Genomic DNA, 21,455 nt, shown 5'->3' on the forward strand with positions numbered 1-21,455 from the left:
ATGAAATTAATCGGCATGCTCGATTCACCTTATGTCCGCCGCGTGGCGGTGACCTTGCAGTTGATGGGCGTGCGCTTCGAGCACCAGTCGCTGTCGGTGTTCAGCACCTTCGAGCAGTTCCGCCAGCTCAATCCGGTGGTCAAGGCGCCGACCTTCGTGGCCGACGATGGCACTGTGCTGATGGATTCGACGCTGATCGTGCAGTACGCGGAAGCGCTGGCCATGCCTTCCAGCCGCCTGACGCCGTCGATGCCGACCGAGCTGCTGCGCTCGCTGCGCGTGCTGGGCCTGGCCTTGGCCGCCTGCGACAAGGGCGTGCAGCTGGTGTACGAGCGCATGGTGCGTCCTGCCGAGAAGCTGCACCAGCCGTGGGTCGAACGCGTGACCGTGCAGATGCTGGCGGCCTTCGATGCGCTGGAGGCGGAGCTGCGCGCGCATCCGTTCTCGGTGGCGCAGATGGACCACGCCGGCGTGATGACCGCCGTGACCTGGCACTTCATGCAGCAGATGCTGCCGGAAGTGGTGGACGCGTCGCGCTATCCGCTGCAAGTTGAATTCTCCCGCCAGGCCGAAGCATTGCCTGCCTTCCAGGCTGCGCCGCACGGCGACAGCACCTACGTCGCTTAACGCCATGCCGATCTCCAGCTATCTGAACACCAGCCCCGTCCTCGACGAGAACATTTATCTGCACGCCTCCGCGCAAGTGATCGGCGATGTGCGCATCGGCCGCGACAGCTCGGTGTGGTGCAACACCGTGCTGCGCGGCGACGTCAACCGCATCGTCATCGGCGCGTGCAGCAACGTGCAGGATTTCGCCATGGGCCACGTCTCGCACAAGAACGCCGCCAAGCCGGACGGCTCGCCGCTGCTCATCGGCGACTACGTCACCATCGGCCACTCGGTGCTGCTGCACGGCTGCACCATCGGCAATGAGTGCCTGATCGGCATGGGCTCCATCATCATGGACGACGTCGTCGTGCAGGATCGCGTGATGGTCGGCGCCGGCAGTCTGGTTTCGCCGGGCAAGGTGTTGGAGAGCGGCCACCTGTACGTTGGCCGCCCGGCGCGGAAGGTGAGGGCGCTCACCGCCGAGGAGATCGCCTACCTGAAGTACTCGGCCGAGCACTATGTGCGCGTGAAGAACAACTATCTGGCCGCCTGAAAAACACCGGGGTCAGCTACCGTCTTGTAGTTTGCGGCTCATCCAGTATCCAAAATCGACGTCGATGTTTTCCAGCAGCTCGACGAAATTGGTGGTCTGGCTGGTCAGGATCTCGGCCGATTGCGAGACCAGATTGCCCTGCTTTTCCAGCAGCTTGGACATGGTGTTGGCCTGCTTTATCTGTCCATAGTCGTCGACCAGAATCGCGTAGCCTTTGTGCCAGTCCTGGTACTGGGTGTACAGGCGCTGCGCTATCGCGGCCTGCAATTGCGCCAACTCGCCCCAGACCTGCGGGTCCCAGAGCTTGGTCGTCAGCGCCATGGTCATGGCGCTGTTGTTGAGCAGATGGGAGGCGTCTTTTTGCACCAGCCTTTGCGTGGTCATCGCATGCGCCAGCGGCGCGAAGGTGTTGGCTGCCAGCGCCATCGACGCGGCGACGACGCCTTCTTTTTTCTCAATGGGATTCGATCCGACAGAAATGGGAAACTTGCTCATTGCATCCTCCGTAGTCGTTTAAGCAGCGCAAAGGCGGTCAAGCATGGCGTGTATCGCTTTGATCTGCACCGCGTCGCGCGAATAGTAAGGTGACCGCTCGTCCTTGGTGCTGTAACCCCACCAGTCCCAGCAGCCGTCCGGGTTCTGGATCTGGCCGTCGTCCTTGCCTTCGGCCTGCGGATAGAGCACGATGATGCCGTTGCTTTCGGCGATGTGGTTGTAGCCGGTGGTGGTAATGTAGCGGTTGCCAAACGGCGGCTGGTTGGCGGTGTCCGCGCGGCCGTTGACGTAGTCGGTGTAGTTGTAGCCTTGCTTGCAGCCGTGCAGGGCGATATGCACGCGCGGTTGCGTCACACTGCCGTCCAACACTCCCGACGGAATATAGACGTAGCCGAAGTGGCTCATGCTGGTCCACGGCTCGTCCGCCCCGAGAAATTCCCGCTGATCGAAACAGAGCAACTTCCCGGCGAGCTGCTCGGCAGGGGCGTTCAGGTCGTCGCCGTAAATATGGCGCAGGATGCGGTGGGATTGCATGAAGCCGCCGTTGTTGATGTAGGGCGGCTGATTGAGCTCGAGGTCCGAGTCTTCCGGGTTGTCCGTGATGATGCTGTGGCCTGCGGGCACATCGTCATGGTAGTCAATATTGTCCTGGCTTACGCCCAGTATTTCGTAGAACTGCCGGGTTCTCTCGACGACGTTGGAAGACACCTTCTCGTCCGTGCTGCCGGTGAAAATGTAGAGCCGGTCGTCGGCGAGATTGGCGATGTCTTCTATCAGGCCGGCTTCGGCCGTCTTCCTGGCCATATCGGCCAGCTGCCGCGCATCCGGACCGGTTTGCGGGGTGAGCGGGTTCATGCAGATGTACAGGGAGTTCTCGATGCGGGAATCTTCCGCCGTCACCATCCCGCTTGGCTGGTAGGTCTCGGCGCAGCGGAACGGCCCGCCGGCGATGATGCCCGCTCCGGCAAAGCTGGACGACCGCGCCAGATGCAGCTGCACGGTCATGAAGGCTCCGGACGACAGGCCGGAGATGGAATTATTTTGTTTCGACGCCTTGTACGATCCGAGTTTGACAATTTTTCCGTTTGCATTTGCAACCATCGTGGACCTCCTGGTGAGATGAGACTTCGCGTAGAAGCGACAGTGTGCGGGCGCGCGGGGGAGGGGCATTGAGCCGCATTAAGATATCTGAAGAATGGATGAATATGAGAGGATTGCTTCAATGTTAATGTTTCGCTATGCTGTGTCCTCCATCGAATCGAGGAGAATTCCATGTGGACTCATGTATCAAGCATAGAAACGAGCGCGACACCGGCGCAGGTGTGGGCGCTGCTGTCGGACGTCGCCGGCTGGAAGCGCTGGAACGCCGGCATCGTCAACATCGAACTGCACGGCCCTTTCGCGGAGGGCAGCCGCTTCACGATGCAGGTGCCGGGCGACGATATCTTCACCAGCACCTTGCGGACGGTACGCGAGAACCAGGAGTTCACCGACGAAACGGTTATCGACGACAATCGCGTGCTGGTTTGTCACCGCATCGAAGCGCTGCCATCGGGTCTGACGCGTGTCAGCTACAGCACCGAGATCACGGGACCGCAGGAAGCCGAGTTCGGTCCGATGGTGGTGGGCGACTTCCCTGAAGTATTGAGTGCGCTGAAGCGCCATGTTGAAATCCGCGCAGCCGAAGAGCGCCTGCGGCTGGCCATGCAGGCCTCGGACGTGAAGGAACTGGACCAGATCCTGGCGGATGACCTGCTGTTCACCAATCACATGGGGCAAATCATTAACAAGGCGCAGGACCTGGAGCTGCATCGCTCCGGCACGCTGCGATTGCGCAGCGTTGAGACGGTCGAGCTGCAAGTGCTGGGCAGCGCGGCGCTGCCGATGACCTCTATCTGCGTCAAGCTCGACGGTTCTTACGGCGGACAGGACTTCCAGGCCTTGCTGCGCTTCACCCGCATCTGGCGGCAGGCGGACAACGGCCAGTGGCAACTGGTCGTCGTCCACAGCAGCCCCATGCAATAAGCGGGCGTCGTTCCCGCGAAAGCGGGAACCCATACTCAGCATGGAGGGAATTCATGCAGCGCATGGAGGGAATTCATGCAGTGCATGGATTCCCGCCTTCGCGGGAATGACTCAGGCGAGGGCGGCGCGGCCCAGTGCAGGGTCGTCGGTGAAGAAGCCGTCCATGCCGGTGGCGATGTAGCGCTTGATTTCGGCGATCGAGCCGGCCTCGTTGCGCGCGGCGTCGCCCGCGTTGTTGCGGAAGTCCGCCGCCAGGAAATGGTTCTCCGGACGGAAGGTCCACGGCTCCACCCGCAGGCCCGCCTTGTGCGCGTCATCCACCAGCGAGCTTGGCTGGTCCAGGCTGCCATCCTTTTTCAGCGGTATCAGCGAGCGCGTCGGCGGTGCCACCACGTCGGCGTATTGCGCGATGTCGCGCAGGCCGGCCGGCGTGCACATCTGCGCGAAGGTCAGCGTGCCGCCGGCCTTGGCCACGTCCATCGGCCGCACGTTCTCGCCGATCACCAACTGCATCAGGCGCAGATTGGCGCGCTGCCCCAGCTTGCCGCGCATGTACTTCAGGTTGGCCACTTCGAACGACTGGATCTCGACCGGGTTGCGGCGCGTGTAGTCGTGTGCGGCCAGGATGGACAGGAAGCGGTCCTCCAGCGGCAGGCCGACGCTGGCGAAGTAGGTCGAGTGCTTCAGCTCCGGCACCAGGCCGATGATGCGGCCGCGCGCCGCCGCTTCCGCTGCCGTGAAGTCGATGATCTCTTCAAACGTCAGCACCTGGAACATGCCGTTGTACTGCACGCTGCCGGGACGGTACTGCGGCAGGCGTTCCACCGCGCGCAGCGTCTTCAGCTCGGCCAGCGTGAAGTCGTCGACGAACCAGCCTTCGTGGGTTTCGCCATCGATGGTCTTGCGCGTCTTGCGGCTGGCAAATTCGGGATGGTTGGCGACGTCCGTGGTTTCGCTGAGGAAGGCTTCATGGCGCGCGACCAGCACGCCGTCCTTGGTGCTGCACAGGTCCGGCTCGATGTAGTCGGCGCCGTCGGCGATGGCCTTGGCGTACGAACCCAGCGTGTGCTCGGGACGCAGCGCGCTGGCGCCGCGGTGGCCGAACACCAGCGGGGTCTTCGGGCCCGCGCCCACCGCCCCGATGCCCGGCATGCCGGACAGGTCGGGCGTGGCAGCGGCCAGCACCGAACCCGGCAGTATCAGCGCCGAGGCGGTGGCGGCCGCGGCGGTCTGGATGAAGCCGCGCCGCGACAGGCGCTTGGGCAAATAAAGATTGTTCATCAGAAGTCAGCCATCAAAGTCAGGAAGCCCTGACGTGGAGCGATCGGGAAGGTATTGTACGTCCCGCTGGCGGCGCCGACCACCACGTTCAGGCTGCCTTCGCGGTTGGCCAGGTTGCTGACGTTGAGGCGGTAGCGCGCGTTCTTGATCCAGCTGTTGTTCAGCATCGGCAACTTGCCCGATACGCCCAGGCTCATCAGGAAGTAGCTCGGCACGTCCAGGTCGTTGGTGTAGGTGGCGTAGCGCTTGCCGACGTAGTCGCCGATCAGCTGGAACTCGGTGGCGGCCACGGTCATCGTGGCGACGAATTTGTTCATCCACTCCGGGCTGCCCGGCACGGCCTTGCCGGCGGTCTGCACCACGTCCTTGCCGTTGTTGTAGTTGTCCGAGTAGGTCGAGCGGTTGTACGACAGTGCATCGTAGAACGAGAACACGCGGCCGAAATGCAGCGTGCCGGAGATGTCGATGCCGTCGGTCTTGACGCTGCCGACGTTGGCCAGCACCGGATTGCCGCCGATGATGGAGGTGATCACCGGCGTCGGGCTGATGGTCAGCAGGCGGTCCTTGAAGTCGACGTGGTACAGGTTGACCTGGCCGTCGATGGCCTTCAGCGGGCCCAGGTCCAGCTGGTGGCTGGTGCGCATGCCCAGTTCGTAGGTGATCGAGGTTTCAGGCTTGGCGCTGCTCTTGAACAGGTCGAACGCGGCCTGGCTCGCCAGGCTCCACGGCGAAGCACCGCCGCCGCCGTAGGTGACGAACTGGCGCATGTTCTTCTGCACGTTGACGAACATCTGATCCTGAGGCGAGATGTCCCAGCGCGCGCCCAGTTGCGGCAGGAACCATTTCTTGGTGATGATCTCGCCTACCGGCAGCGCCAGCGAACCGTTGGCGATCGCGCCCTTGGCAGGCTGTACCGGGAACTGGCCGTCGGCAAACTGCAGGCTGGATTTGAAGCCCGCCTGCAGCGCCAGGTCGTTGCGCACATGCCATTCGTCCTGCACGTGGATCTGGGCGACCTTGTTGTCGATCTCGCTGCCGTATTGCGTGATCAGCGGATTGCTCGGACGATCGTATGGCGAGCTTGGGTTGTTCACGTCCAGCGCGTACCAGCGGCGGTAGGCCGACGAGCGGTTATGTTCCAGCCACAGGCCGCCTTGCAGCTTGTGGTTGCCGAACTCGCTGCTCAGCGTCGACAGCCAGCCGTTGCGGTTGATCGCGTATTCGGTGGTGCGGGTGGCGTAGCCTGAGTTGCCGAACACCTGCTTCAGGTTCTGGCCGGGGAAGTAAACCGCGAACAGACCCGGCAGGCCGGCCACGCCGATCGGACCGGCCACCACGCCGACGCCGTCGTCGTTGTGGTAGTAGACCTGGTTGGACCAGGTGGTCGATTCGCCGATGTTCATGTCGTACTTGGCGTAGGTCAGGTAGTCGGTGCGCTGGGCGTCGCTGTAGTAGTTGCGGTAGTTGTTACCTTCGGCCGCAGGCGTGGCGCCGGTCGGCGACAGGTAGGCCAGCGCGGTCTGGAAGTTCGGGTACGTGAATGGACGGGTGTAGGGCTGGAACTTCTCGGTGGCCGAGTGCACGGTGGCGTCTTCGTTCGGCTCGATCTTGTCCGAATAGTTGAAGTACAAGGTCAGCTTACCGGCGTTGCTCTGGTTGATGTACTTGGCGTTGATCTGGTCGCCGCCCTGACGGCCGTTGAAGTCCCAGGCCTTCTGCTCGTGGTGGACGGCCGAGATGTAGGCGCTGTTGCCGTTGCCGAAGTCGCCGGTGTCGTAGCGCAGGAAAGTGCGCGAGGTGCTGTGGCTGCCGACGGTCTGTTGCGCGGCCAGGTTGCGGCTGTGCTGCGGATCGCTGGAGAAGGTCTCGATGGTGCCGCCCAGGTTGCTGGTCGAGGCGGTCGACAGGTCGCCGGCGCCGGACGACAGGATCACGCTGCCGACGTTCTCGCTGATGACGGCGCGCTGCGGCGACAGGCCGTTGTAGTTGCCGTACTGCTGGTCGCCCAGCGGCACGCCGTCCATGGTGTAGCCCAGCTGCTGGCCGCTGAAGCCGTGCACGAACAGCGACAGATTCTGCTCGTTGTTGCCCCACGGGTCGGCGGTCTGGAAGCTCACGCCTGGCAGGGTTTCCAGGGCTTTCAAAGGATTAATGCCCGGCAGGATTTTCTGCATATCGCCCTTGGTCAGCGCGACCGAGGAGCGGGTGCGGCGGGTGGAGATTTCCACCGTGGCGACCGGCGCGCCGGCGGCCGCTTCCAGATCCACGGCGAGGCCTGGCGCGGCCGCTGCGGGCGCATCGGCGGCCATGTCGGCCACGGCGGCGGCGACGTTGGCGGCCATCGCCAGCATAGGGAGGCTCAGCGCGGCGAAGCACACTGCGGATAATTTCTTGTTCATGATCTGCCTTGGATACCAGTTGGAGGAATGGAAACTTTGCGCATGATAGGCACCGCGTGTTACCGGATCATGACGACGGTGCGATACACTGCTGGCTGGAAATAAAGAGAGGATCGCGATGCGCAAACTTTTGATGCTGGCGCTGGCTGTGCAGCTGGCCGGCTGCTACACGGTGAATCAGGCGGGGCTGGGCAATTTCATTTCGCAGACCGTACAGCCGGGCATGCCGCTGGACCAGGCGCTGGTGCGCATGCGCGCCGAAGGGTTTTACTGCAATACCAGCACGGCCGGCACGGTGACGATCTGCACCCGCAACCAGGAGCGCCTGCTGCGCGGCTCATGTGTCGAACGGGTCGACATGGTGCGCAGCGCCACCTCCGCGCAGACGCTGGGTGCGATCGACGTGATGGAAATCCGCTGCGCGAAAATATGATGGGGTCAGATACCGTCTTGAATGGCAAGCCCTTTCGATAAGTAATTAGGATCGAAAGGCTTGTCATTGCGTATCACCCCATAAATCAAGTGAGCCAGCTTGTGCATGACTGCCCCGATCACGGCTTTCTTTGCCATTCCGGTCGCGGCAAGCCGTTCGGCGAATTGCCGCAGGATGGGGTTATGTCGGCGCGCCACCAAGCTCGGCATGTACAGGGCAGCGCGCATTGAGGTGCTGCCGGTTCGACTGATCGTCGTTCGTCCCCTCAGCGAGCTTCCAGAGCTGCGTTGTTTGGGCGTTACCCCAAGAAAGGCAGCGAAGGTTTTCGCGCTGTCAAAGCGGCGAATATCCCCCAAATGCCCCAGTATTTTTGCCACGGTCGTCGTTCCGACGCCAGGTATGGTGGCGAGCAGATCGGCATCGTGCTTGAGGCCAGGATGGCGATCTATGTGATCGTCGATGTCGCCTTCGAGCTTCTCTATTTCTACGCTGAGCCAAGCGACATGCTGTCGCACATGCTGCGCGACGTCCTCCATCCCGCTGATGATCAATGCCTCCAACCGATTTTCTTCCTGCTGGCGAATGTCCTTCAAGGCTTGGACGCGCAGCGACCAAGCCCGCAACTGGCGCTGCTCCAGCGGCGGCGGACTCCAGGGCGCGGGCTTCATCGCGACGCAGTAGCGTGCAATCAGCCCGGCGTCGATCGTATCGTTCTTGTTGCGAATATTTTCGCTGTGGCCGAAGCCCTTGATGCAGACTGGATTGACCACGCTCACCACCAGCCCGGCCTGGTGGAGCGCCAATGCCAACGGCTCGGAATAGACCCCGGTCGCCTCCATGCAAGCATGCATTGCCGACAGGGGAACTTTGGATTTGGTGAGCCAGTCGACCATTGCCCGATGGCCTTCGGCGGAATTTTCCAGCACTTTGGTCTTGGTTTTTCCGTTGACCAGCAGTGCAATATCTAACTTCTTCTTGCTGACATCAATACCTACCGCTGCGCATATCGTATCCATTTTTGACCTTCCTCGTATGCGGGCTTACGCGCTGGCGCGATGGCCCCAGATACCGTTCGGACTTATCAAATGAAACAGGCAGAGGCACCTATCTGACCCACGTGCTCCACGGCACTAAGTCTGATCAGCGTCACTCCGCCTGGCCGCACCTACCTCCTTATTATCCGATGGAGATGCGGTATGCTCAATATACGAAGTCTGACATTCGGACATGGCCTCAGCCGTGGCGGCCGCCACGGCTGAGGCCGTGTCCGAATGTCAGACTTGACCCCACCGGTGCGGCAATAAAAAACGCGCCGGACTTGAGCGTCGGGCGCGTTTTTTTTGACGGCGACGGCGGGTGATCAGTGCTTCACTTCGCCGGCCGGGATCAGCGCTTCGACCGGCGCGTCGGTGGCGAACAGCTGGGCGCAGTCGACCTTGTCGTAGTCGTAGCGCTGGCCGCAGAAATCGCAGTTGACGCCGACGTGGCCTTGCTCTTCCAGCACGCTGTCGACTTCGGCGCGGCCCAGCATCTTCAGCATGTTGCCGACCTTCTCGCGGGTGCAGGTGCAGTGGAAGGCCGGGTGCAGCGGGTCGAACACGCGGATGGTCTCTTCCCAGAACAGGCGCTGCATCAGCACGTCGATGGTGGTCGACAGCAGTTCCTCTTGCTTCAAGGTCGAGCCCAGGATCACGGCGCGGTTCCAGGTTTCCAGCGCTTCGTCCTCGGTCAGCGGCGCAGTCTCGACGGCGGTCTTGCCACCGTTGTAGGGCAGCTTCTGCAGCAGCAGGCCGCGCGAGACGTTGTCGTCCGCCGCCAGCCACAGCTTGGTGTCCAGCTGTTCCGAACGCAGCATATAGTTTTCAATGACGGTGCTGACATCGTCGCCGTCCAGCGGCACGATGCCCTGGTACGGCTGCTGGCCCGGCATCTTGTCGGCCGGGTCGAGCGTGATGATGAAGCGGCCCTTGCCGTGCGCATTCAGCAGCGACGGCAGCTTGGCGTCGTCGGCGATCACGGCGTCGGGATCGATCTTGGCGGTGGCGCGCAGGTGCAGGTCGGCATCGCACTCGACCACTAGCAGGCGCACCGGACCGTCGCCGTGGATCTGCATGATGATCGAGCCGTTGAACTTCAGGTTGGCCGACAGCAGCGCGGCGGCGGCCACCATCTCGCCCAGCAGTTTCTTGACCGGGGCAGGGTAGGCGTGGCGCGACAGCACCTCGCGCCAGGTGGCGGAGATGTCGATGAACTCGCCACGCACGGCGGCGTTGTCGAAGATGAATTTCTGCAGGGTGTCCTGGCCGATGATGGGGGTGATGCTCATTGTTTATCCGATCTTTTTGAGTTGCGTCTTGAACAGTTGGCCGCGCTTGACGTAGCTGTCGGCGCTGGCGAGCAGGCGCGCGACGTCGTCGTCGGTCAGCGTGCGCACGGCCTTGGCCGGCGAACCGATGATCAGCGAGTTGTCCGGGAATTCCTTGCCCTCGGTGACCAGCGCGCCGGCGCCGACCAGGCAGCCCTTGCCGATTTTGGCGCCGTTGAGGATCACGGCCTGGATGCCGATCAGGGCGCCGTCGCCGATGGTGCAGCCGTGCAGCATGGCCTGGTGGCCGATGGTGACGTTCTTGCCCACCGTGAGCGGATAGCCCATGTCGGTGTGCATGACCGTGCCTTCCTGTACATTGCTGTTTTCGCCGATGGTGATGCGTTCGTTATCGCCGCGCAGCGTCGCACCGAACCACACCGACGTGTTGGCGTGCAGGCTGACTTTGCCGATCACTGTGGCAGTGTCGGCAACAAATGACGATGCATCGATCTCGGGCGCATGTTCGCCCAGTTGATATATAGACATTGGAAACCTTAGGTTGAGTGCTGAATTCAGCGCTGATGAGCGGTGGGATGGCGCTATTTTACGCTTGAGCGTCTATCGAACGGTCGTGCTATTATTTTACTTCATCGCCAGCAAGCAACCGATATTGCGCCGGCTTACGTATTTTCAAGGACCATCATGACCTTCACTTCGTCCCGCTCCGAATTCCTGACTATCCGCGGCCTGCGCTGCCACGTGCGCCACTGGGGCCGGGACGGCGCGCCCAAGATCTTCATGCTGCATGGCTGGATGGACGTGGGCGCCTCGTTCCAGTTCGTGGTCGACGCCCTGCAGGGCGACTGGCACGTGATCGCGCCGGACTGGCGCGGCTTCGGCCTGTCGCAGCGCTGCGGCACCGATACCTACTGGTTCCCCGACTACCTGGCCGACCTCGACGCCATCCTGCGCCACTATTCGCCGGAGCAGGCGGTCAACCTGCTGGGGCACAGCATGGGCGGCAACGTGGTGGGCATCTACGCCGGCGCGCGGCCGGAGCGCATCCGCAAGCTGATCAACCTGGAAGGCGGCGGCCTGCGCTCCAGCAAGCCGAAGCAGGCGCCGGGCCGCTACGCCAAGTGGATGGACGCGCTGCTGGAGCAACCGGAAATGCGCAACTATCCATCGCAGGCCGCCGTCGCCGCGCGGTTGCAAAAGACCAACCCGCGCCTCAGCGACGAGCGCGCCGCCTTCCTGTCGCAGCACTGGTCGGCGCCGAACGAGGCGGGCGAGTGGGAAATCCTCGGCGATCCGGCCCATAAGCAGCCGGGGCCGCTGCCCTACCATGTAGAGGACATCATGGCCTGCTGGAGCGCGATCACCGCGCCGACGCTGTGGGTGGAGGCCGCGCAGACCAATATGTGGATCTGGATGGGTGGCGAGCAGGAAGGGCGCGCGGAACTGCAGCGCCGGCTTGGCCATTTGCGCGACGTCGAGTGCAAGGTGCTGGCCGATGCGGGCCATATGCTGCACCACGACCAGCCCGAGGAGCTGGCGCACCTGATCGAAGCGTTCCTGGCGCGCTAAAGGAAAAACTTGCCAAGGCTTTGCTTATTTGGCATGATCGATCCCATGACCTCCTATCCGACCATCTTGCCAACCCGCCGCCACGTCGCTTCCGACGCTGGTGCTGCCGCGTTTGCCGGTCGGAGTCTGTCCGCCGTCTCCATTATTCGAATTATTCAGGGTCGCTGAGCTGCGGCTGCGCCGGTGCTCGGCGCCCCCAGCCTCTCTCACGCGGCTGAGCCGCATTCCCTCGAATATTTTATGGAGCAGCACCATGACCCAACTCTATCCCTCGCTGGCCGAGATCCACGACACCGCACGTCGCCTGCAAGGCAAAATCCTGGAGACGCCCGTGTGGCGCTGGCAGACCGGCGTGGCCGAACAGCAGTTCGCCGGCGGCGAACTCTGGCTCAAGCTGGAACTGTTTCAAAAGACCGGCACCTTCAAGCTGCGCGGCGCCCTCAACTGCATCGAAGCGTTGGATGAGCCAGCGCGGCAGCGCGGCATCGTCGCCGTCAGCGCCGGCAACCACGCGATCGCCGCAGCCTACGCCGCCAGGCTGGCCGCGTGCAGCGCCAAGGTGGTGATGCCGCAGCACGCCTGTCCTGCCCGCATCGCCGCCTGCCGCGAACTGGGCGCCGAAGTGCTGCTGATGTCCGATGTGCACCAGGCCTTCGCGCGCGGCCGCGAGATCGAGCGCGACGAGACGCGCACCATGTTGCATCCCTATGAGGGACCGTTGACCGCGCAAGGCACGGCGACGATCGGCCTGGAACTGATGGCGCAGGTGCCGCAGCTCGACGCGATCGTGGTGCCGGTGGGCGGTGGCGGCCTGTGTGCCGGCATCGCCGCCGCCGTCAAGCAGATCAATCCAGCCTGCGCGGTGTACGGCGTGGAACCGTTCGGCGCGGATGCGCTGTACCGCTCCTTCGTGTCGGGCCAGCCGGAAGCGCTGGAGCGGGTCGACACCGTGGCCGACAGTCTGGGCGCGCCGTACGCGATGGCCTATAGTTTCGGCGTCTGCCGGCGCTTCGTCGACGAGGTGGTGCGGGTGACCGACGACGAGATCTGCCTGGCCATGCTGCACCTGTTCCGCGATGCCAAGCTGGTGGCGGAACCGGCCGCCGCGGTGGCGACCGCCGCCCTGTTCGGTCCGCTGCGCGAGCGGCTGGCGGGCAAGCGCGTGGCGCTGCTGGTGTGCGGCTCCAACATCGACCCGGTGCGCTTTGCCGAACTGCTGGCACGCGGCGCGCGCGTCCGTGGCGCGAGCCTTGATGTGGCGATGGATGGATTTTGCGCAGGCAGCGTACAATGATCACTTCATTGCCGTAATCACAGAGCCATATGTTGAAAGTCGATCTGCATTGCCATTCCAACGTTTCCGACGGCGTCCTCGCGCCGGCCGCCGTGGCGCAGCACGCGCGCAAGGCGGGCGTGGACGTGTGGGCGCTGACCGACCATGACGAGGTGGGCGGCATCCCGGCCGCCCGCGCCGCCGCGCAGGAGCAGGGCATGCGCTTTGTGACCGGGGTCGAGATCTCGATCACTTGGGCCAATGAAACCGTGCACATCGTCGGCCTGCAGATCGATGAAGCCAATGCGGGGCTGGTCGCCGGCCTGGCCCGCACGCGCTCCGGCCGCGACAACCGCGGCCGCGAGATTGCCAACCAGCTGGCCAGGGTCGGCATCGAGGGCGCCTACGAGGGCGCGCTCAAGTATGTCGGCAATCCGGACCTGATGTCGCGCACGCACTTCGCCCGCTACCTGGTGGAAATTGGCGCCTGCGCCAATATTCCCGATGTGTTCAAGAAGTACCTGTCCGAAGGCAAGCCGGGCTATGTGCCGCATTGCTGGGCCACGCTGGCCGATTCGGTCAACTGGATACGCGGCGCCGGCGGCGTCGCCGTGATCGCCCATCCGGGCCGCTACAAGTTCAGCCAGCTGGCCCAGGGCCAGTTGTTCGACGAGTTCAAGCAGCTGGGCGGCACGGCGATCGAGGTGGTTACCGGCAGTCACACGCCGGAGCAATACGCGGTCTACGCGCAGCTGGCCAACAGCTACGGCTTCCTGGCCTCGCGCGGCACTGATTTCCATGCGCCGGGCGAGTCGCGCGTCGATTTCTCGCTGCTGCCGCCGCTGCCGGCCAGCGTCACCCCGGTCTGGCACGACTGGTTCTAGGACCTTACTTCTGAGCGGTGAATTACCGCGCCGATTACCGGCGCCTTGTAATAGCTTGTATCTTGAATTCGCGTTCGCACGGTCATACCTTACTACTTGGACAAACTTTGTCCGTACCGGAGACCTCCCATGAAACGCATCATCCTGTTTATCGCCACCAACCTCGCCGTGATGCTGGTGCTGTCCATCGTCCTGTCGCTGCTGGGCATAGGCCGTCCGGGATCGGGCAACACGCTGCAACTGGGCAGCCTGCTGGCGTTTTCGCTGGTGGTTGGTTTTACCGGCGCGATCTTCTCGCTGCTGATCAGCAAACCCATGGCCAAGTGGTCGACCGGCGCCCGCGTGATCGCCACGCCGTCGTCGTCGACCGAGCTGTGGCTGGTCAACACCGTCAAGGCGCTGTCCGAGCGGGCCGGCATCGGCATGCCGGAAGTGGCGGTCTACGACGGCGAACCGAACGCCTTCGCCACCGGCGCCTTCAAGAATTCCGCGCTGGTGGCCGTCTCCACCGGTCTGCTGGCCAATATGAACCGCGATGAGGTGGAAGCCGTGCTGGGCCACGAAGTCGCCCACATTGCCAACGGCGACATGGTCACCATGACCTTGATCCAGGGCGTGGTGAATACCTTCGTGGTGTTCCTGGCGCGCGTGGTCGGCTTCTTCGTCGACAACGTGCTGCTGAAGAATGCCGACAGCGAGCGCCGCGGCCCCGGCATCGGCTACATGGTGACGGTGTTCGTCTGCGAAATCATCTTCGGCCTGGCCGCCTCGCTGATCGTGGCCTGGTTCTCGCGCCAGCGCGAGTTCCGCGCCGACGCCGGTTCCGCCAAGCTGCTGGGCAGCAGCTTGCCGATGCAGCACGCGCTGGCGCGCCTGAACGGCATGGAGCCGGGCGCCTTGCCGCAGTCGATCGCGGCGGCCGGCATCACCGCCGCCGGCGGCTGGACTGCGCTGTTTTCGACCCATCCGCCGTTCGAACAGCGTATTGCCGCCTTGCGTAGCGTACAATCTTAACCATTATTAACAGCGGCCGGGAGCATGCCCCGGCAGCGGCCATATGAGTCAATTCTTCCAGGTTCACCCCGTCAATCCGCAGCCGCGCCTGATCAAGCAGGCGGCGCAGATTGTGCACGACGGCGGCATCGTCGCCGTGCCGACGGATTCCTGCTACGCCCTGGTCTGCCATCTGGACGACAAGGCGGCCGTCGAGCGGCTGCGGCGCATCCGCGGCATCGACGAGAAACACCACCTGACCCTGCTGTGCCGCGACCTGAGCGAGATCGGCGTCTACGCGCGGGTCGACAACCGCCAGTTCCGCCTGCTCAAGGCCGCCACGCCGGGGCCGTTCACCTTCATCCTGGAGGCGACCAAGTGCGTGCCGCGCCGGCTCAGTCATCCGTCGCGCAAGACCATCGGCCTGCGGGTGCCGGAGGATGCCATCGTCCATGCGCTGCTGGAGGAGTTGCAGCAGCCGCTGCTGGGCACCACCCTGATCATGCCGGGCGAGGACGATGCGCTGAACGACGCCGACACCATCTGCGAGCGGCTCGGCAAGCAGATCGAGCTGGTCATCGACGGCGGCGCCTGCAGCCTGGAGCCGACCACGGTGATCGACCTCAGCGGCTCGGAAGCCGAGCTGGTGCGCCAGGGCCGGGGTGATGCGGCCATGTTCGGCCTGTAAGCCCGGCCTAAGCCTGGGCTGTCATTGTCAGGCTTTCAATAGGGCAAGTGCGCCGGCCCCTGACGGCGCAACAAGAGCACTTCGCGGCCTCTGGTAAAATCCCCCTCATGAACGACACCGACAGTATTATCCAGACCATCGCGGTCTACCTGATCCCTGTTCTTTTTGCAATTTCCCTGCACGAAGCCGCACACGGATACGTCGCCCGCTACTTCGGCGACCCCACCGCAGCCAACGAAGGCCGCCTGAGCCTCAATCCGCTGCGTCATATCGACCCCTTCGGCACGGTGATCCTGCCGCTGATCCTGAGCCTGCTGCACCTGCCCGCGCTCGGCTACGCCAAGCCGGTGCCGGTGGACTACGGCCGCCTGCGCAATCCGAAAAAGCAGATGGCGCTGGTGGCGGCGGCCGGTCCGGCGGCCAATTTCGCCATGGGCCTGGGCTGGATGGCGCTGTGGGTGGTGCTGACCTACGCGCTGAGCGTGCCGCAGGACGATTTCTTTATCGAGATGAGCAAGGCCGGCATCGGCGTCAATTCGGCCATGTGCATCTTCAACCTGATCCCGTTGCCGCCGCTCGACGGTGGCCGCATCGTCACCGGCATCCTGCCGCTGCCGCTGGCCCGTAAATACGCCCAGATCGAGCGCTACGGCATGTACGTGTTCATCGGCCTGATCCTGATGATGCAGTTCGGCCTGTTGACCGGCTTCCTGATCGGTGGCATGCACATCTTGCAGAGCATTTTCCACGTGCTGTTGTACCCCCTTATTTTCCTTCTGAACTGAGCCTGACTATGTATCCCGATCGTGTTGTATCCGGCATGCGCCCCACCGGCGCCATGCACCTGGGCCACTACCACGGCGCCTTGAAAAACTGGATCAAGATGCAGTCCGAGCTGCCATGCCTGTTCTTCGTGGCCGACTGGCATGCGCTAACCACGCACTACGACGACCCGTCCGTCATCGAGCGCAGTACCTGGGACATGCTGGTCGACTGGCTGGCGGCCGGCGTCGATCCGTCGCAGTCCACGCTGTTCATCCAGTCGCGCGTGCCGGAGCACGCCGAGCTGCACCTGCTGCTGTCGATGGCCACGCCGCTGGGCTGGCTGGAGCGCGTGCCGACCTACAAGGACCAGATCGAGAACCTGGCCAACAAGGACCTGGCCACCTACGGCTTCCTCGGCTACCCGCTGCTGCAGGCGGCCGACGTGCTGATCTACCGCGCCAGCCAGGTGCCGGTGGGCGACGACCAGGTGCCGCATATCGAGATGATGCGCGAAATTGCGCGGCGTTTTAATCACTTGTACGGCAAGGAAAAAGGCTTCGAGGAAAAGGCGCAGGACGCCGTCAAAAAGCTGGGCAGCAAACGCGCCAAGCTCTACAACGAACTGCGTACCGAATACCAGCAGGACGGCAAGGAAGAGGCGCTGGAACAGGCCAAGGCCATGCTGGACGACGCCCAGAGCCTGTCGATGGGCGACCGCGAGCGCCTGTTCGGCTATCTGGAAGGCAGCCGCAAGCTGATCCTGGTCGAGCCGCAGGCCCGTTTGACGGCCGCCTCGCGCCTGCCGGGCCTGGACGGCCGCAAGATGTCCAAGAGCTATGGCAACTCGATCGCGCTGCGTGAAGACAAGGCTTCGGTGGAAAAGAAGATCCGCACCATGCCGACCGACCCGGCCCGCGTGCGCCGCACCGACGCCGGCGATCCCGCCCGTTGCCCGGTCTGGCAGTTCCATCAGGTGTATTCCAACAACGAAACCCAGGAATGGGTGGTAAAAGGATGTAAATCCGCCGGCATCGGCTGCATCGAATGCAAGCAGCCGGTGATCGACGCCATCGTCAAGGAGCAGGAGCCGATGCACGAGCGCGCCCAGCAATACCTGGACGACCCGTCGCTGGTGCGCGCCATCGTCGCCGACGGCAACGACGCCGCCCGCAAGCTGGCGCTGGAAACCATGCGCGACGTGCGCGAAGCGATGGGCCTGGCCTACACATGAGCGACGCCTTGAGCAATCCCGTCTCCCCTTGGGTGCAGCGCTACGCCCCGTTGATACCGGGCGGGGAAGTGCTGGACCTCGCCTGCGGCAGCGGCCGCCACTCGCGCCACCTGGCCTCGCTGGGCCATGCCGTGGTGGCGGTGGACCGCGATGCCGAGGCGCTGGCCGCCGCAGCCGGGCCAGAGATCATCACCAGCGCCATCGACCTGGAACAGGCGGGCGCCGCCTGGCCCTTCGGTCCGGATCGATTTGCCGGCATCGTGGTCACAAACTATCTGCATCGTCCGCTAATCGCCGACATGTTGAGCAGTCTGGCGCCAAACGGCGTGTTGATTTACGAGACCTTCGCGGACGGCAATGCGCAGTTCGGCAAACCATCGAATCCCGACTTTTTGCTGCGGACCGGCGAGCTGCTGGAATGGGCGCTCACCCACGGCTTGCGGGTGGTGGCCTTCGAAGACGGCGTCATCGACACGCCAAAAGCTGCTATGGTGCAACGTCTATGCGCCGTGAAGCCGGATTTCCCGCGCGTGGCGGCGCTTTTACCGCCATTTTGACGGCCGATTTGTCGCCCTGATTGCACCATATGAGCGGCCTATCGTCTACAATCGTTGTTTTAATACTTTATGCAGTGGTTACCTATGATTAAGGGCAGCATAGTAGCAATCGTCACCCCGATGAACGCAGACGGCAGTCTGGACTTCGAGGGTCTGAATCAGCTGATCGACTGGCACATCGCCGAAGGTACGGACAGCATCGTCATCGCCGGCACTACCGGCGAATCGGCCACGGTGAGCGTGGACGAGCACTGCGCGCTGATCAAGGCGACGGTTGCCCACGCCAAGGGCCGCATCCCGATCATCGCCGGCGCCGGCGCCAACTCGACCGCCGAGGCGATCAAGCTGACCCGCTACGCCAAGGAAGCCGGTGCGGACGCCACGCTGCAAGTGGTTCCCTACTACAACCGTCCTACCCAGGAAGGCATGTACCAGCACTTCAAGGCCATCGCCGAGGCGGTGGACCTGCCGGTGATCCTGTACAACGTGCCGGGCCGTACCGTTGCCGACATGAGCAACGACACCATCCTGCGCCTGGCGCAGATCCCGAACATCGTCGGCGTCAAAGACGCGACCGGCAACATCGGCCGCGGCTACGACCTGCTGCGCCTGGCGCCGAAATCGTTCGCCGTGTACTCCGGCGACGATCCGACCGCGATGGCCCTGATGCTGGCCGGCGGCGCGGGCAATATCTCCGTCACCGCCAACGTCGCCCCGCGCGACATGGCCGACATGTGCGAAGCTGCCATCGCCGGCAACATCGCCAAGGCTGTGGAGCTGAACAATAAAATGTTCCCGCTGCACCAGAAACTGTTCATCGAGCCGAATCCGGTGCCGGTCAAATGGGCGCTGGCGGAAATGGGCAAAATGCCAGGCGGCATCCGTCTGCCGCTGGTGCCGCTGGCGGCCGATTGCCACGAAGCGGTGCGCGCGGCCCTGCGAGAAGCCGGCGTACTGTAAAAACCTTAGCAACAAGCCCCGACTTCGGTTCGGATCATCCCTGATTTGCTGCTTTTCAGCTTCTTAAACAGTAACGACATGACTATTCGCAAGACAGCTTCTATTTCCTCGCAGCGCGCCGTCGTAGTAGGCGCATTGATGGCCAGTTTGACCGGTTGCGGCATGATCGGCTCCGTAATCGGCAACGACAAGGTGGATTACAAGTCCGCCAAGAAGGCCAGCACGCTGGACGTGCCTCCGGATCTGACGCAATTGCAGAAAGATAACCGCTACTCGCTGCCGGACTCGAACAACGGTGTGGCCACCGCTTCCGGCTACAACGCTTCCAAGGGCATCGCCACCGGCCCGGCCGCCATCATGCCGGGCACGCCTGCCGCCGGTACCGTGGTGCCGACCAGTGTCAACGATATCAAGGTCGAGCGCGACGGCAACCAGCGCTGGCTGGTGATCAAGCAAACGCCTGAGCAACTGTGGCCGCAGCTGAAGCAGTTCTGGGAAGATTCGGGCTTTGTGCTGGCCAAGGAAAATGCCACCGCCGGCACCATGGAAACCGAATGGAATGAAAATCGCGCGAAAATCCCGCAAGACTTCATCCGCAACACCATCGGCAAGGTCTTCGACTCGGTGTATTCGAGCGGCGAGCGTGACAAGTTCCGCACCCGCATCGAACGCCGCGCCGATGGCGCCAGCGAGATCTACATCAGCCATCGCGGCGCCCAGGAAGTGGTGACCGGTGCCCAGAAGGAATCGACCACCTGGACTCCGCGTCCTAACGATCCCGGTCTGGAAGCCGAATTCCTGGCGCGTCTGATGACCAAGCTGGGCAACGGTTCGGAAGTGGCGCAAGCCAAGACCGCCGTGGATACCGCGATTGTGCAACCGCAGCATGCGTCGCTGGTGGGCGCTGGCGCCGACCGCGCCGTGCAGGTGGACGAGGGCTTCGACCGCGCCTGGCGCCGTGTCGGTTTGGCGCTGGACCGCGCCGGCTTCACCGTGGAAGACCGCGACCGTACCCAGGGTATGTACTTCGTGCGTTATGTCGACGATGCGGCCGAGACCAAGGGCTTCTTCAGCAAGCTGTTCAGCTGGGGTTCGTCGTCGGAAGCCGATAAGGAAGCGCAGCGCTATCGCATTTCGGTGAAAGCCGGTGCGGGTAACAGCAGCACCGTTACCGTGTTGAGCAATGCCGGTAAAGCGGAAGCTTCGCCAGTGGCCGATAAGATCCTGACGCTGCTGCACGAGCAATTGAAATAAAGCGTTCCATTAAAGAAAAACCCCGACTGCACTGAGCGCGATCTTGAGCGCGTTCAGGCAGTCGGGGTTTTTTTATAACTGCGCAAAAGCTTTAGGCGAAAAAAAACCGACCCGAAGGCCGGCTTTTTTTCGCAAGCTGATTACTTCGAAGCAGCAGGAGCAGCAGCAGCCGAAGCGGCTGGAGCAGCAGCAGCGTCCGAAGCAGCAGGAGCAGCAGCGGCTGGAGCAGCAGCGTCAGCAGCTGGTGCTGGTGCTGGAGCAGCAGCTGGAGCAGCAGCTTCTGGAGCAGCTACTGGAGCTGGAGCAGCAGGAGCTTCTTCTTTTTTCGAGCAAGCAGCCAGAGCAACAGCCAGCAGGGAAACGATCAGCAGGGATTTTTTCATGGGGTTTTCCTTAATTAATTCAAAATTAAACACAATTGTTGCGATTAATAATTACCGGTAATTATCGCTCATTAGGTCGTCTTCGAAGGCTTTCGTACCTGAAATGGTGCCTGCCAGACAACGGAAACTTCCTAACCGAATATTATAGCGATTTTTAGTGCGTCGCAATAGGACAAACAGCCGTAAGCACAACTATTTTGCGATATCGCAACATTTCGGTTTCGACTCTACTTTAGCAGAATCCGCACCAAATACCAGCGTTCGCATCGAACACCGGCATTTTACCTTGAACTGACTCATAATCCAGTTGAGTTTGCGAACAAACCGGGGGTAGATTCTAACCAAATTGTAATAAAGCGGTCGGCGCTGGTTTGGGTATCTTCCGGTCCGTCAAAAACCGCTTCGCCACGGAAATGATCGGCATGAAAACGGCGCACGATATCGCGGCCGTCGGCGATGCAGAACGAGTCCGTCAGCTGGCGTAATTGCTGGCTGGTCCGGCGGACTTCCACCAGGTGGCCGTAGTCCTTGATCAAGCGCAGAAAGCGGGGCGCGTCGCGCTCCACCGCATGGCCGTCATGCGCCACCAGCTGCAACTGCCCGCCGGCCTTGAGAAAATGGCGCAGCAGCGCGTCGGTGGCGCTGCTGCCCAGCTCCCAGATGGCGAAATCCGGGTCGAACAGCGTCAGCGTGTGCGCGGCGCGGGTGAAGCAGCTGGACAGGTGCTGGAGAAATTCCGCCCTGGTGGTGAATGGAAAACTCTGCCTGTCCATGCTG

At 62.8% G+C, this 21,455-nt stretch carries 23 protein-coding genes; 14 read left to right on the forward strand and 9 right to left on the reverse strand.

What is annotated here, in order from left to right:
* Together ACEN9O_RS16205 and ACEN9O_RS16210 are read left to right on the forward strand one after the other, a co-directional pair.
* A complete protein-coding gene (locus ACEN9O_RS16205) occupies positions 1–627 on the forward strand; it encodes a glutathione S-transferase (RefSeq protein ID WP_495612901.1) in 627 nt (208 codons plus the stop codon).
* A 4-nt stretch (positions 628–631) separates the two neighbouring features.
* Positions 632–1,162, forward strand: a complete 531-nt coding sequence (locus tag ACEN9O_RS16210; protein WP_495612902.1) for a gamma carbonic anhydrase family protein — start codon at positions 632–634, stop codon at positions 1,160–1,162.
* 12 nt (positions 1,163–1,174) lie between these two features.
* Here ACEN9O_RS16210 and ACEN9O_RS16215 read toward each other — a convergent pair whose 3' ends face one another.
* Positions 1,175–1,657, reverse strand: coding sequence for a hypothetical protein (locus ACEN9O_RS16215; protein WP_495612903.1), 483 nt, complete (start codon positions 1,655–1,657; stop codon positions 1,175–1,177).
* Positions 1,658–1,675: 18 nt separating this feature from the next.
* Positions 1,676–2,758, reverse strand: a complete 1,083-nt coding sequence (locus tag ACEN9O_RS16220; RefSeq protein WP_495612904.1) for an extracellular catalytic domain type 2 short-chain-length polyhydroxyalkanoate depolymerase — start codon at positions 2,756–2,758, stop codon at positions 1,676–1,678.
* A gap of 171 nt (positions 2,759–2,929) precedes the next feature.
* Between ACEN9O_RS16220 and ACEN9O_RS16225 the strand changes: the two genes are divergently transcribed.
* Entirely contained in the window at positions 2,930–3,682 is a 753-nt protein-coding gene (locus tag ACEN9O_RS16225) for a DUF4440 domain-containing protein (RefSeq protein WP_495612905.1), read from the forward strand.
* A 111-nt stretch (positions 3,683–3,793) separates the two neighbouring features.
* Here ACEN9O_RS16225 and ACEN9O_RS16230 read toward each other — a convergent pair whose 3' ends face one another.
* The gene (locus ACEN9O_RS16230) at positions 3,794–4,963 is read right to left on the reverse strand and encodes a glycerophosphodiester phosphodiesterase (RefSeq protein ID WP_495612906.1); all 1,170 of its coding nucleotides are present in this window, start codon (positions 4,961–4,963) and stop codon (positions 3,794–3,796) included.
* Positions 4,963–7,362, reverse strand: a complete 2,400-nt coding sequence (locus tag ACEN9O_RS16235; protein ID WP_495612907.1) for a TonB-dependent receptor — start codon at positions 7,360–7,362, stop codon at positions 4,963–4,965. The genes ACEN9O_RS16230 and ACEN9O_RS16235 overlap by 1 nt, the downstream gene beginning before the upstream one ends.
* 118 nt (positions 7,363–7,480) lie before the next feature.
* Here ACEN9O_RS16235 and ACEN9O_RS16240 point away from each other — a divergent pair, with 118 nt between their 5' ends.
* Positions 7,481–7,795 carry a hypothetical protein gene (locus tag ACEN9O_RS16240; RefSeq protein ID WP_495612908.1) on the forward strand — a complete coding sequence of 105 codons (315 nt, stop codon included), beginning with the start codon at positions 7,481–7,483 and terminating at the stop codon, positions 7,793–7,795.
* 5 nt (positions 7,796–7,800) lie between these two features.
* Here the strand turns inward: ACEN9O_RS16240 and ACEN9O_RS16245 are convergent, their stop codons facing one another.
* The 3 genes from ACEN9O_RS16245 to ACEN9O_RS16255 all read right to left on the reverse strand — a co-directional run bounded on the left by ACEN9O_RS16245 (position 7,801) and on the right by ACEN9O_RS16255 (position 10,649).
* Positions 7,801–8,811 (reverse strand): IS110 family RNA-guided transposase, encoded by a 1,011-nt coding sequence (locus tag ACEN9O_RS16245; RefSeq protein WP_495612909.1) that lies wholly within the window; start codon positions 8,809–8,811, stop codon positions 7,801–7,803.
* Positions 8,812–9,155: 344 nt separating this feature from the next.
* Positions 9,156–10,121, reverse strand: coding sequence for an Hsp33 family molecular chaperone HslO (hslO, locus tag ACEN9O_RS16250; RefSeq protein WP_495612910.1), 966 nt, complete (start codon positions 10,119–10,121; stop codon positions 9,156–9,158).
* Between the two features lie 3 nt (positions 10,122–10,124).
* On the reverse strand, positions 10,125–10,649 hold the full coding sequence (locus tag ACEN9O_RS16255; RefSeq protein WP_495612911.1) for a gamma carbonic anhydrase family protein: 525 nt from the start codon (positions 10,647–10,649) through the stop codon (positions 10,125–10,127).
* A 156-nt stretch (positions 10,650–10,805) separates the two neighbouring features.
* Between ACEN9O_RS16255 and ACEN9O_RS16260 the strand changes: the two genes are divergently transcribed.
* The 10 genes from ACEN9O_RS16260 to bamC all read left to right on the forward strand — a co-directional run bounded on the left by ACEN9O_RS16260 (position 10,806) and on the right by bamC (position 20,295).
* Positions 10,806–11,690, forward strand: a complete 885-nt coding sequence (locus ACEN9O_RS16260; protein WP_495612912.1) for an alpha/beta fold hydrolase — start codon at positions 10,806–10,808, stop codon at positions 11,688–11,690.
* 253 nt (positions 11,691–11,943) lie between these two features.
* Positions 11,944–12,984 carry a threonine ammonia-lyase gene (locus ACEN9O_RS16265; RefSeq protein ID WP_495612913.1) on the forward strand — a complete coding sequence of 347 codons (1,041 nt, stop codon included), beginning with the start codon at positions 11,944–11,946 and terminating at the stop codon, positions 12,982–12,984.
* Between the two features lie 29 nt (positions 12,985–13,013).
* On the forward strand, positions 13,014–13,847 hold the full coding sequence (locus ACEN9O_RS16270) for a 3',5'-nucleoside bisphosphate phosphatase (RefSeq protein WP_495612914.1): 834 nt from the start codon (positions 13,014–13,016) through the stop codon (positions 13,845–13,847).
* 129 nt (positions 13,848–13,976) lie between these two features.
* Positions 13,977–14,861, forward strand: coding sequence for a protease HtpX (gene htpX, locus ACEN9O_RS16275; RefSeq protein WP_495612915.1), 885 nt, complete (start codon positions 13,977–13,979; stop codon positions 14,859–14,861).
* 43 nt (positions 14,862–14,904) lie between these two features.
* Entirely contained in the window at positions 14,905–15,528 is a 624-nt protein-coding gene (locus tag ACEN9O_RS16280; RefSeq protein WP_495612916.1) for an L-threonylcarbamoyladenylate synthase, read from the forward strand.
* A 107-nt stretch (positions 15,529–15,635) separates the two neighbouring features.
* A complete protein-coding gene (locus tag ACEN9O_RS16285) occupies positions 15,636–16,313 on the forward strand; it encodes a site-2 protease family protein (RefSeq protein ID WP_495612917.1) in 678 nt (225 codons plus the stop codon).
* 8 nt (positions 16,314–16,321) lie between these two features.
* Complete coding sequence (locus ACEN9O_RS16290) at positions 16,322–17,524, forward strand: tryptophan--tRNA ligase (RefSeq protein WP_495612918.1); 1,203 nt, start codon at positions 16,322–16,324, stop codon at positions 17,522–17,524.
* Entirely contained in the window at positions 17,521–18,081 is a 561-nt protein-coding gene (locus ACEN9O_RS16295; protein WP_495612919.1) for a class I SAM-dependent methyltransferase, read from the forward strand. The genes ACEN9O_RS16290 and ACEN9O_RS16295 overlap by 4 nt, the downstream gene beginning before the upstream one ends.
* An 84-nt stretch (positions 18,082–18,165) precedes the next feature.
* Positions 18,166–19,041 carry a 4-hydroxy-tetrahydrodipicolinate synthase gene (dapA, locus tag ACEN9O_RS16300; protein ID WP_495612920.1) on the forward strand — a complete coding sequence of 292 codons (876 nt, stop codon included), beginning with the start codon at positions 18,166–18,168 and terminating at the stop codon, positions 19,039–19,041.
* A gap of 138 nt (positions 19,042–19,179) precedes the next feature.
* Positions 19,180–20,295 (forward strand): NlpB/DapX family lipoprotein, encoded by a 1,116-nt coding sequence (bamC, locus tag ACEN9O_RS16305; protein WP_495612921.1) that lies wholly within the window; start codon positions 19,180–19,182, stop codon positions 20,293–20,295.
* 140 nt (positions 20,296–20,435) lie between these two features.
* Here the strand turns inward: bamC and ACEN9O_RS16310 are convergent, their stop codons facing one another.
* A complete protein-coding gene (locus ACEN9O_RS16310) occupies positions 20,436–20,678 on the reverse strand; it encodes a hypothetical protein (protein ID WP_116990225.1) in 243 nt (80 codons plus the stop codon).
* Between the two features lie 296 nt (positions 20,679–20,974).
* Positions 20,975–21,451: a DUF7931 domain-containing protein gene (locus tag ACEN9O_RS16315; RefSeq protein ID WP_495612922.1), complete on the reverse strand. Its 477-nt coding sequence runs from the start codon at positions 21,449–21,451 to the stop codon at positions 20,975–20,977.
* Positions 21,452–21,455: the final 4 nt, after the last annotated feature.

This window comes from Duganella sp. Dugasp78, assembly GCF_059491455.1.

Excerpts from the sequence above, each read along its gene's own strand:
- ACEN9O_RS16290 (WP_495612918.1), top strand. The coding sequence starts at position 16,322 with ATGTATCCCGATCGTGTTGTATCCGGCATGCGCCCCACCGGCGCCATG.
- bamC (WP_495612921.1), top strand. The coding sequence starts at position 19,180 with ATGGCCAGTTTGACCGGTTGCGGCATGATCGGCTCCGTAATCGGCAAC.
- htpX (WP_495612915.1), top strand. The coding sequence starts at position 13,977 with ATGAAACGCATCATCCTGTTTATCGCCACCAACCTCGCCGTGATGCTG.
- ACEN9O_RS16310 (WP_116990225.1), bottom strand. The coding sequence starts at position 20,678 with ATGAAAAAATCCCTGCTGATCGTTTCCCTGCTGGCTGTTGCTCTGGCT.
- ACEN9O_RS16270 (WP_495612914.1), top strand. The coding sequence starts at position 13,014 with ATGTTGAAAGTCGATCTGCATTGCCATTCCAACGTTTCCGACGGCGTC.
- ACEN9O_RS16235 (WP_495612907.1), bottom strand. The coding sequence starts at position 7,362 with ATGAACAAGAAATTATCCGCAGTGTGCTTCGCCGCGCTGAGCCTCCCT.
- ACEN9O_RS16210 (WP_495612902.1), top strand. The coding sequence starts at position 632 with ATGCCGATCTCCAGCTATCTGAACACCAGCCCCGTCCTCGACGAGAAC.
- ACEN9O_RS16260 (WP_495612912.1), top strand. The coding sequence starts at position 10,806 with ATGACCTTCACTTCGTCCCGCTCCGAATTCCTGACTATCCGCGGCCTG.
- ACEN9O_RS16255 (WP_495612911.1), bottom strand. The coding sequence starts at position 10,649 with ATGTCTATATATCAACTGGGCGAACATGCGCCCGAGATCGATGCATCG.
- ACEN9O_RS16280 (WP_495612916.1), top strand. The coding sequence starts at position 14,905 with ATGAGTCAATTCTTCCAGGTTCACCCCGTCAATCCGCAGCCGCGCCTG.
- ACEN9O_RS16245 (WP_495612909.1), bottom strand. The coding sequence starts at position 8,811 with ATGGATACGATATGCGCAGCGGTAGGTATTGATGTCAGCAAGAAGAAG.
- ACEN9O_RS16205 (WP_495612901.1), top strand. The coding sequence starts at position 1 with ATGAAATTAATCGGCATGCTCGATTCACCTTATGTCCGCCGCGTGGCG.
- ACEN9O_RS16225 (WP_495612905.1), top strand. The coding sequence starts at position 2,930 with ATGTGGACTCATGTATCAAGCATAGAAACGAGCGCGACACCGGCGCAG.
- ACEN9O_RS16240 (WP_495612908.1), top strand. The coding sequence starts at position 7,481 with ATGCGCAAACTTTTGATGCTGGCGCTGGCTGTGCAGCTGGCCGGCTGC.
- hslO (WP_495612910.1), bottom strand. The coding sequence starts at position 10,121 with ATGAGCATCACCCCCATCATCGGCCAGGACACCCTGCAGAAATTCATC.
- ACEN9O_RS16230 (WP_495612906.1), bottom strand. The coding sequence starts at position 4,963 with ATGAACAATCTTTATTTGCCCAAGCGCCTGTCGCGGCGCGGCTTCATC.
- ACEN9O_RS16285 (WP_495612917.1), top strand. The coding sequence starts at position 15,636 with ATGAACGACACCGACAGTATTATCCAGACCATCGCGGTCTACCTGATC.
- ACEN9O_RS16215 (WP_495612903.1), bottom strand. The coding sequence starts at position 1,657 with ATGAGCAAGTTTCCCATTTCTGTCGGATCGAATCCCATTGAGAAAAAA.
- dapA (WP_495612920.1), top strand. The coding sequence starts at position 18,166 with ATGATTAAGGGCAGCATAGTAGCAATCGTCACCCCGATGAACGCAGAC.
- ACEN9O_RS16315 (WP_495612922.1), bottom strand. The coding sequence starts at position 21,451 with ATGGACAGGCAGAGTTTTCCATTCACCACCAGGGCGGAATTTCTCCAG.
- ACEN9O_RS16265 (WP_495612913.1), top strand. The coding sequence starts at position 11,944 with ATGACCCAACTCTATCCCTCGCTGGCCGAGATCCACGACACCGCACGT.
- ACEN9O_RS16220 (WP_495612904.1), bottom strand. The coding sequence starts at position 2,758 with ATGGTTGCAAATGCAAACGGAAAAATTGTCAAACTCGGATCGTACAAG.
- ACEN9O_RS16295 (WP_495612919.1), top strand. The coding sequence starts at position 17,521 with ATGAGCGACGCCTTGAGCAATCCCGTCTCCCCTTGGGTGCAGCGCTAC.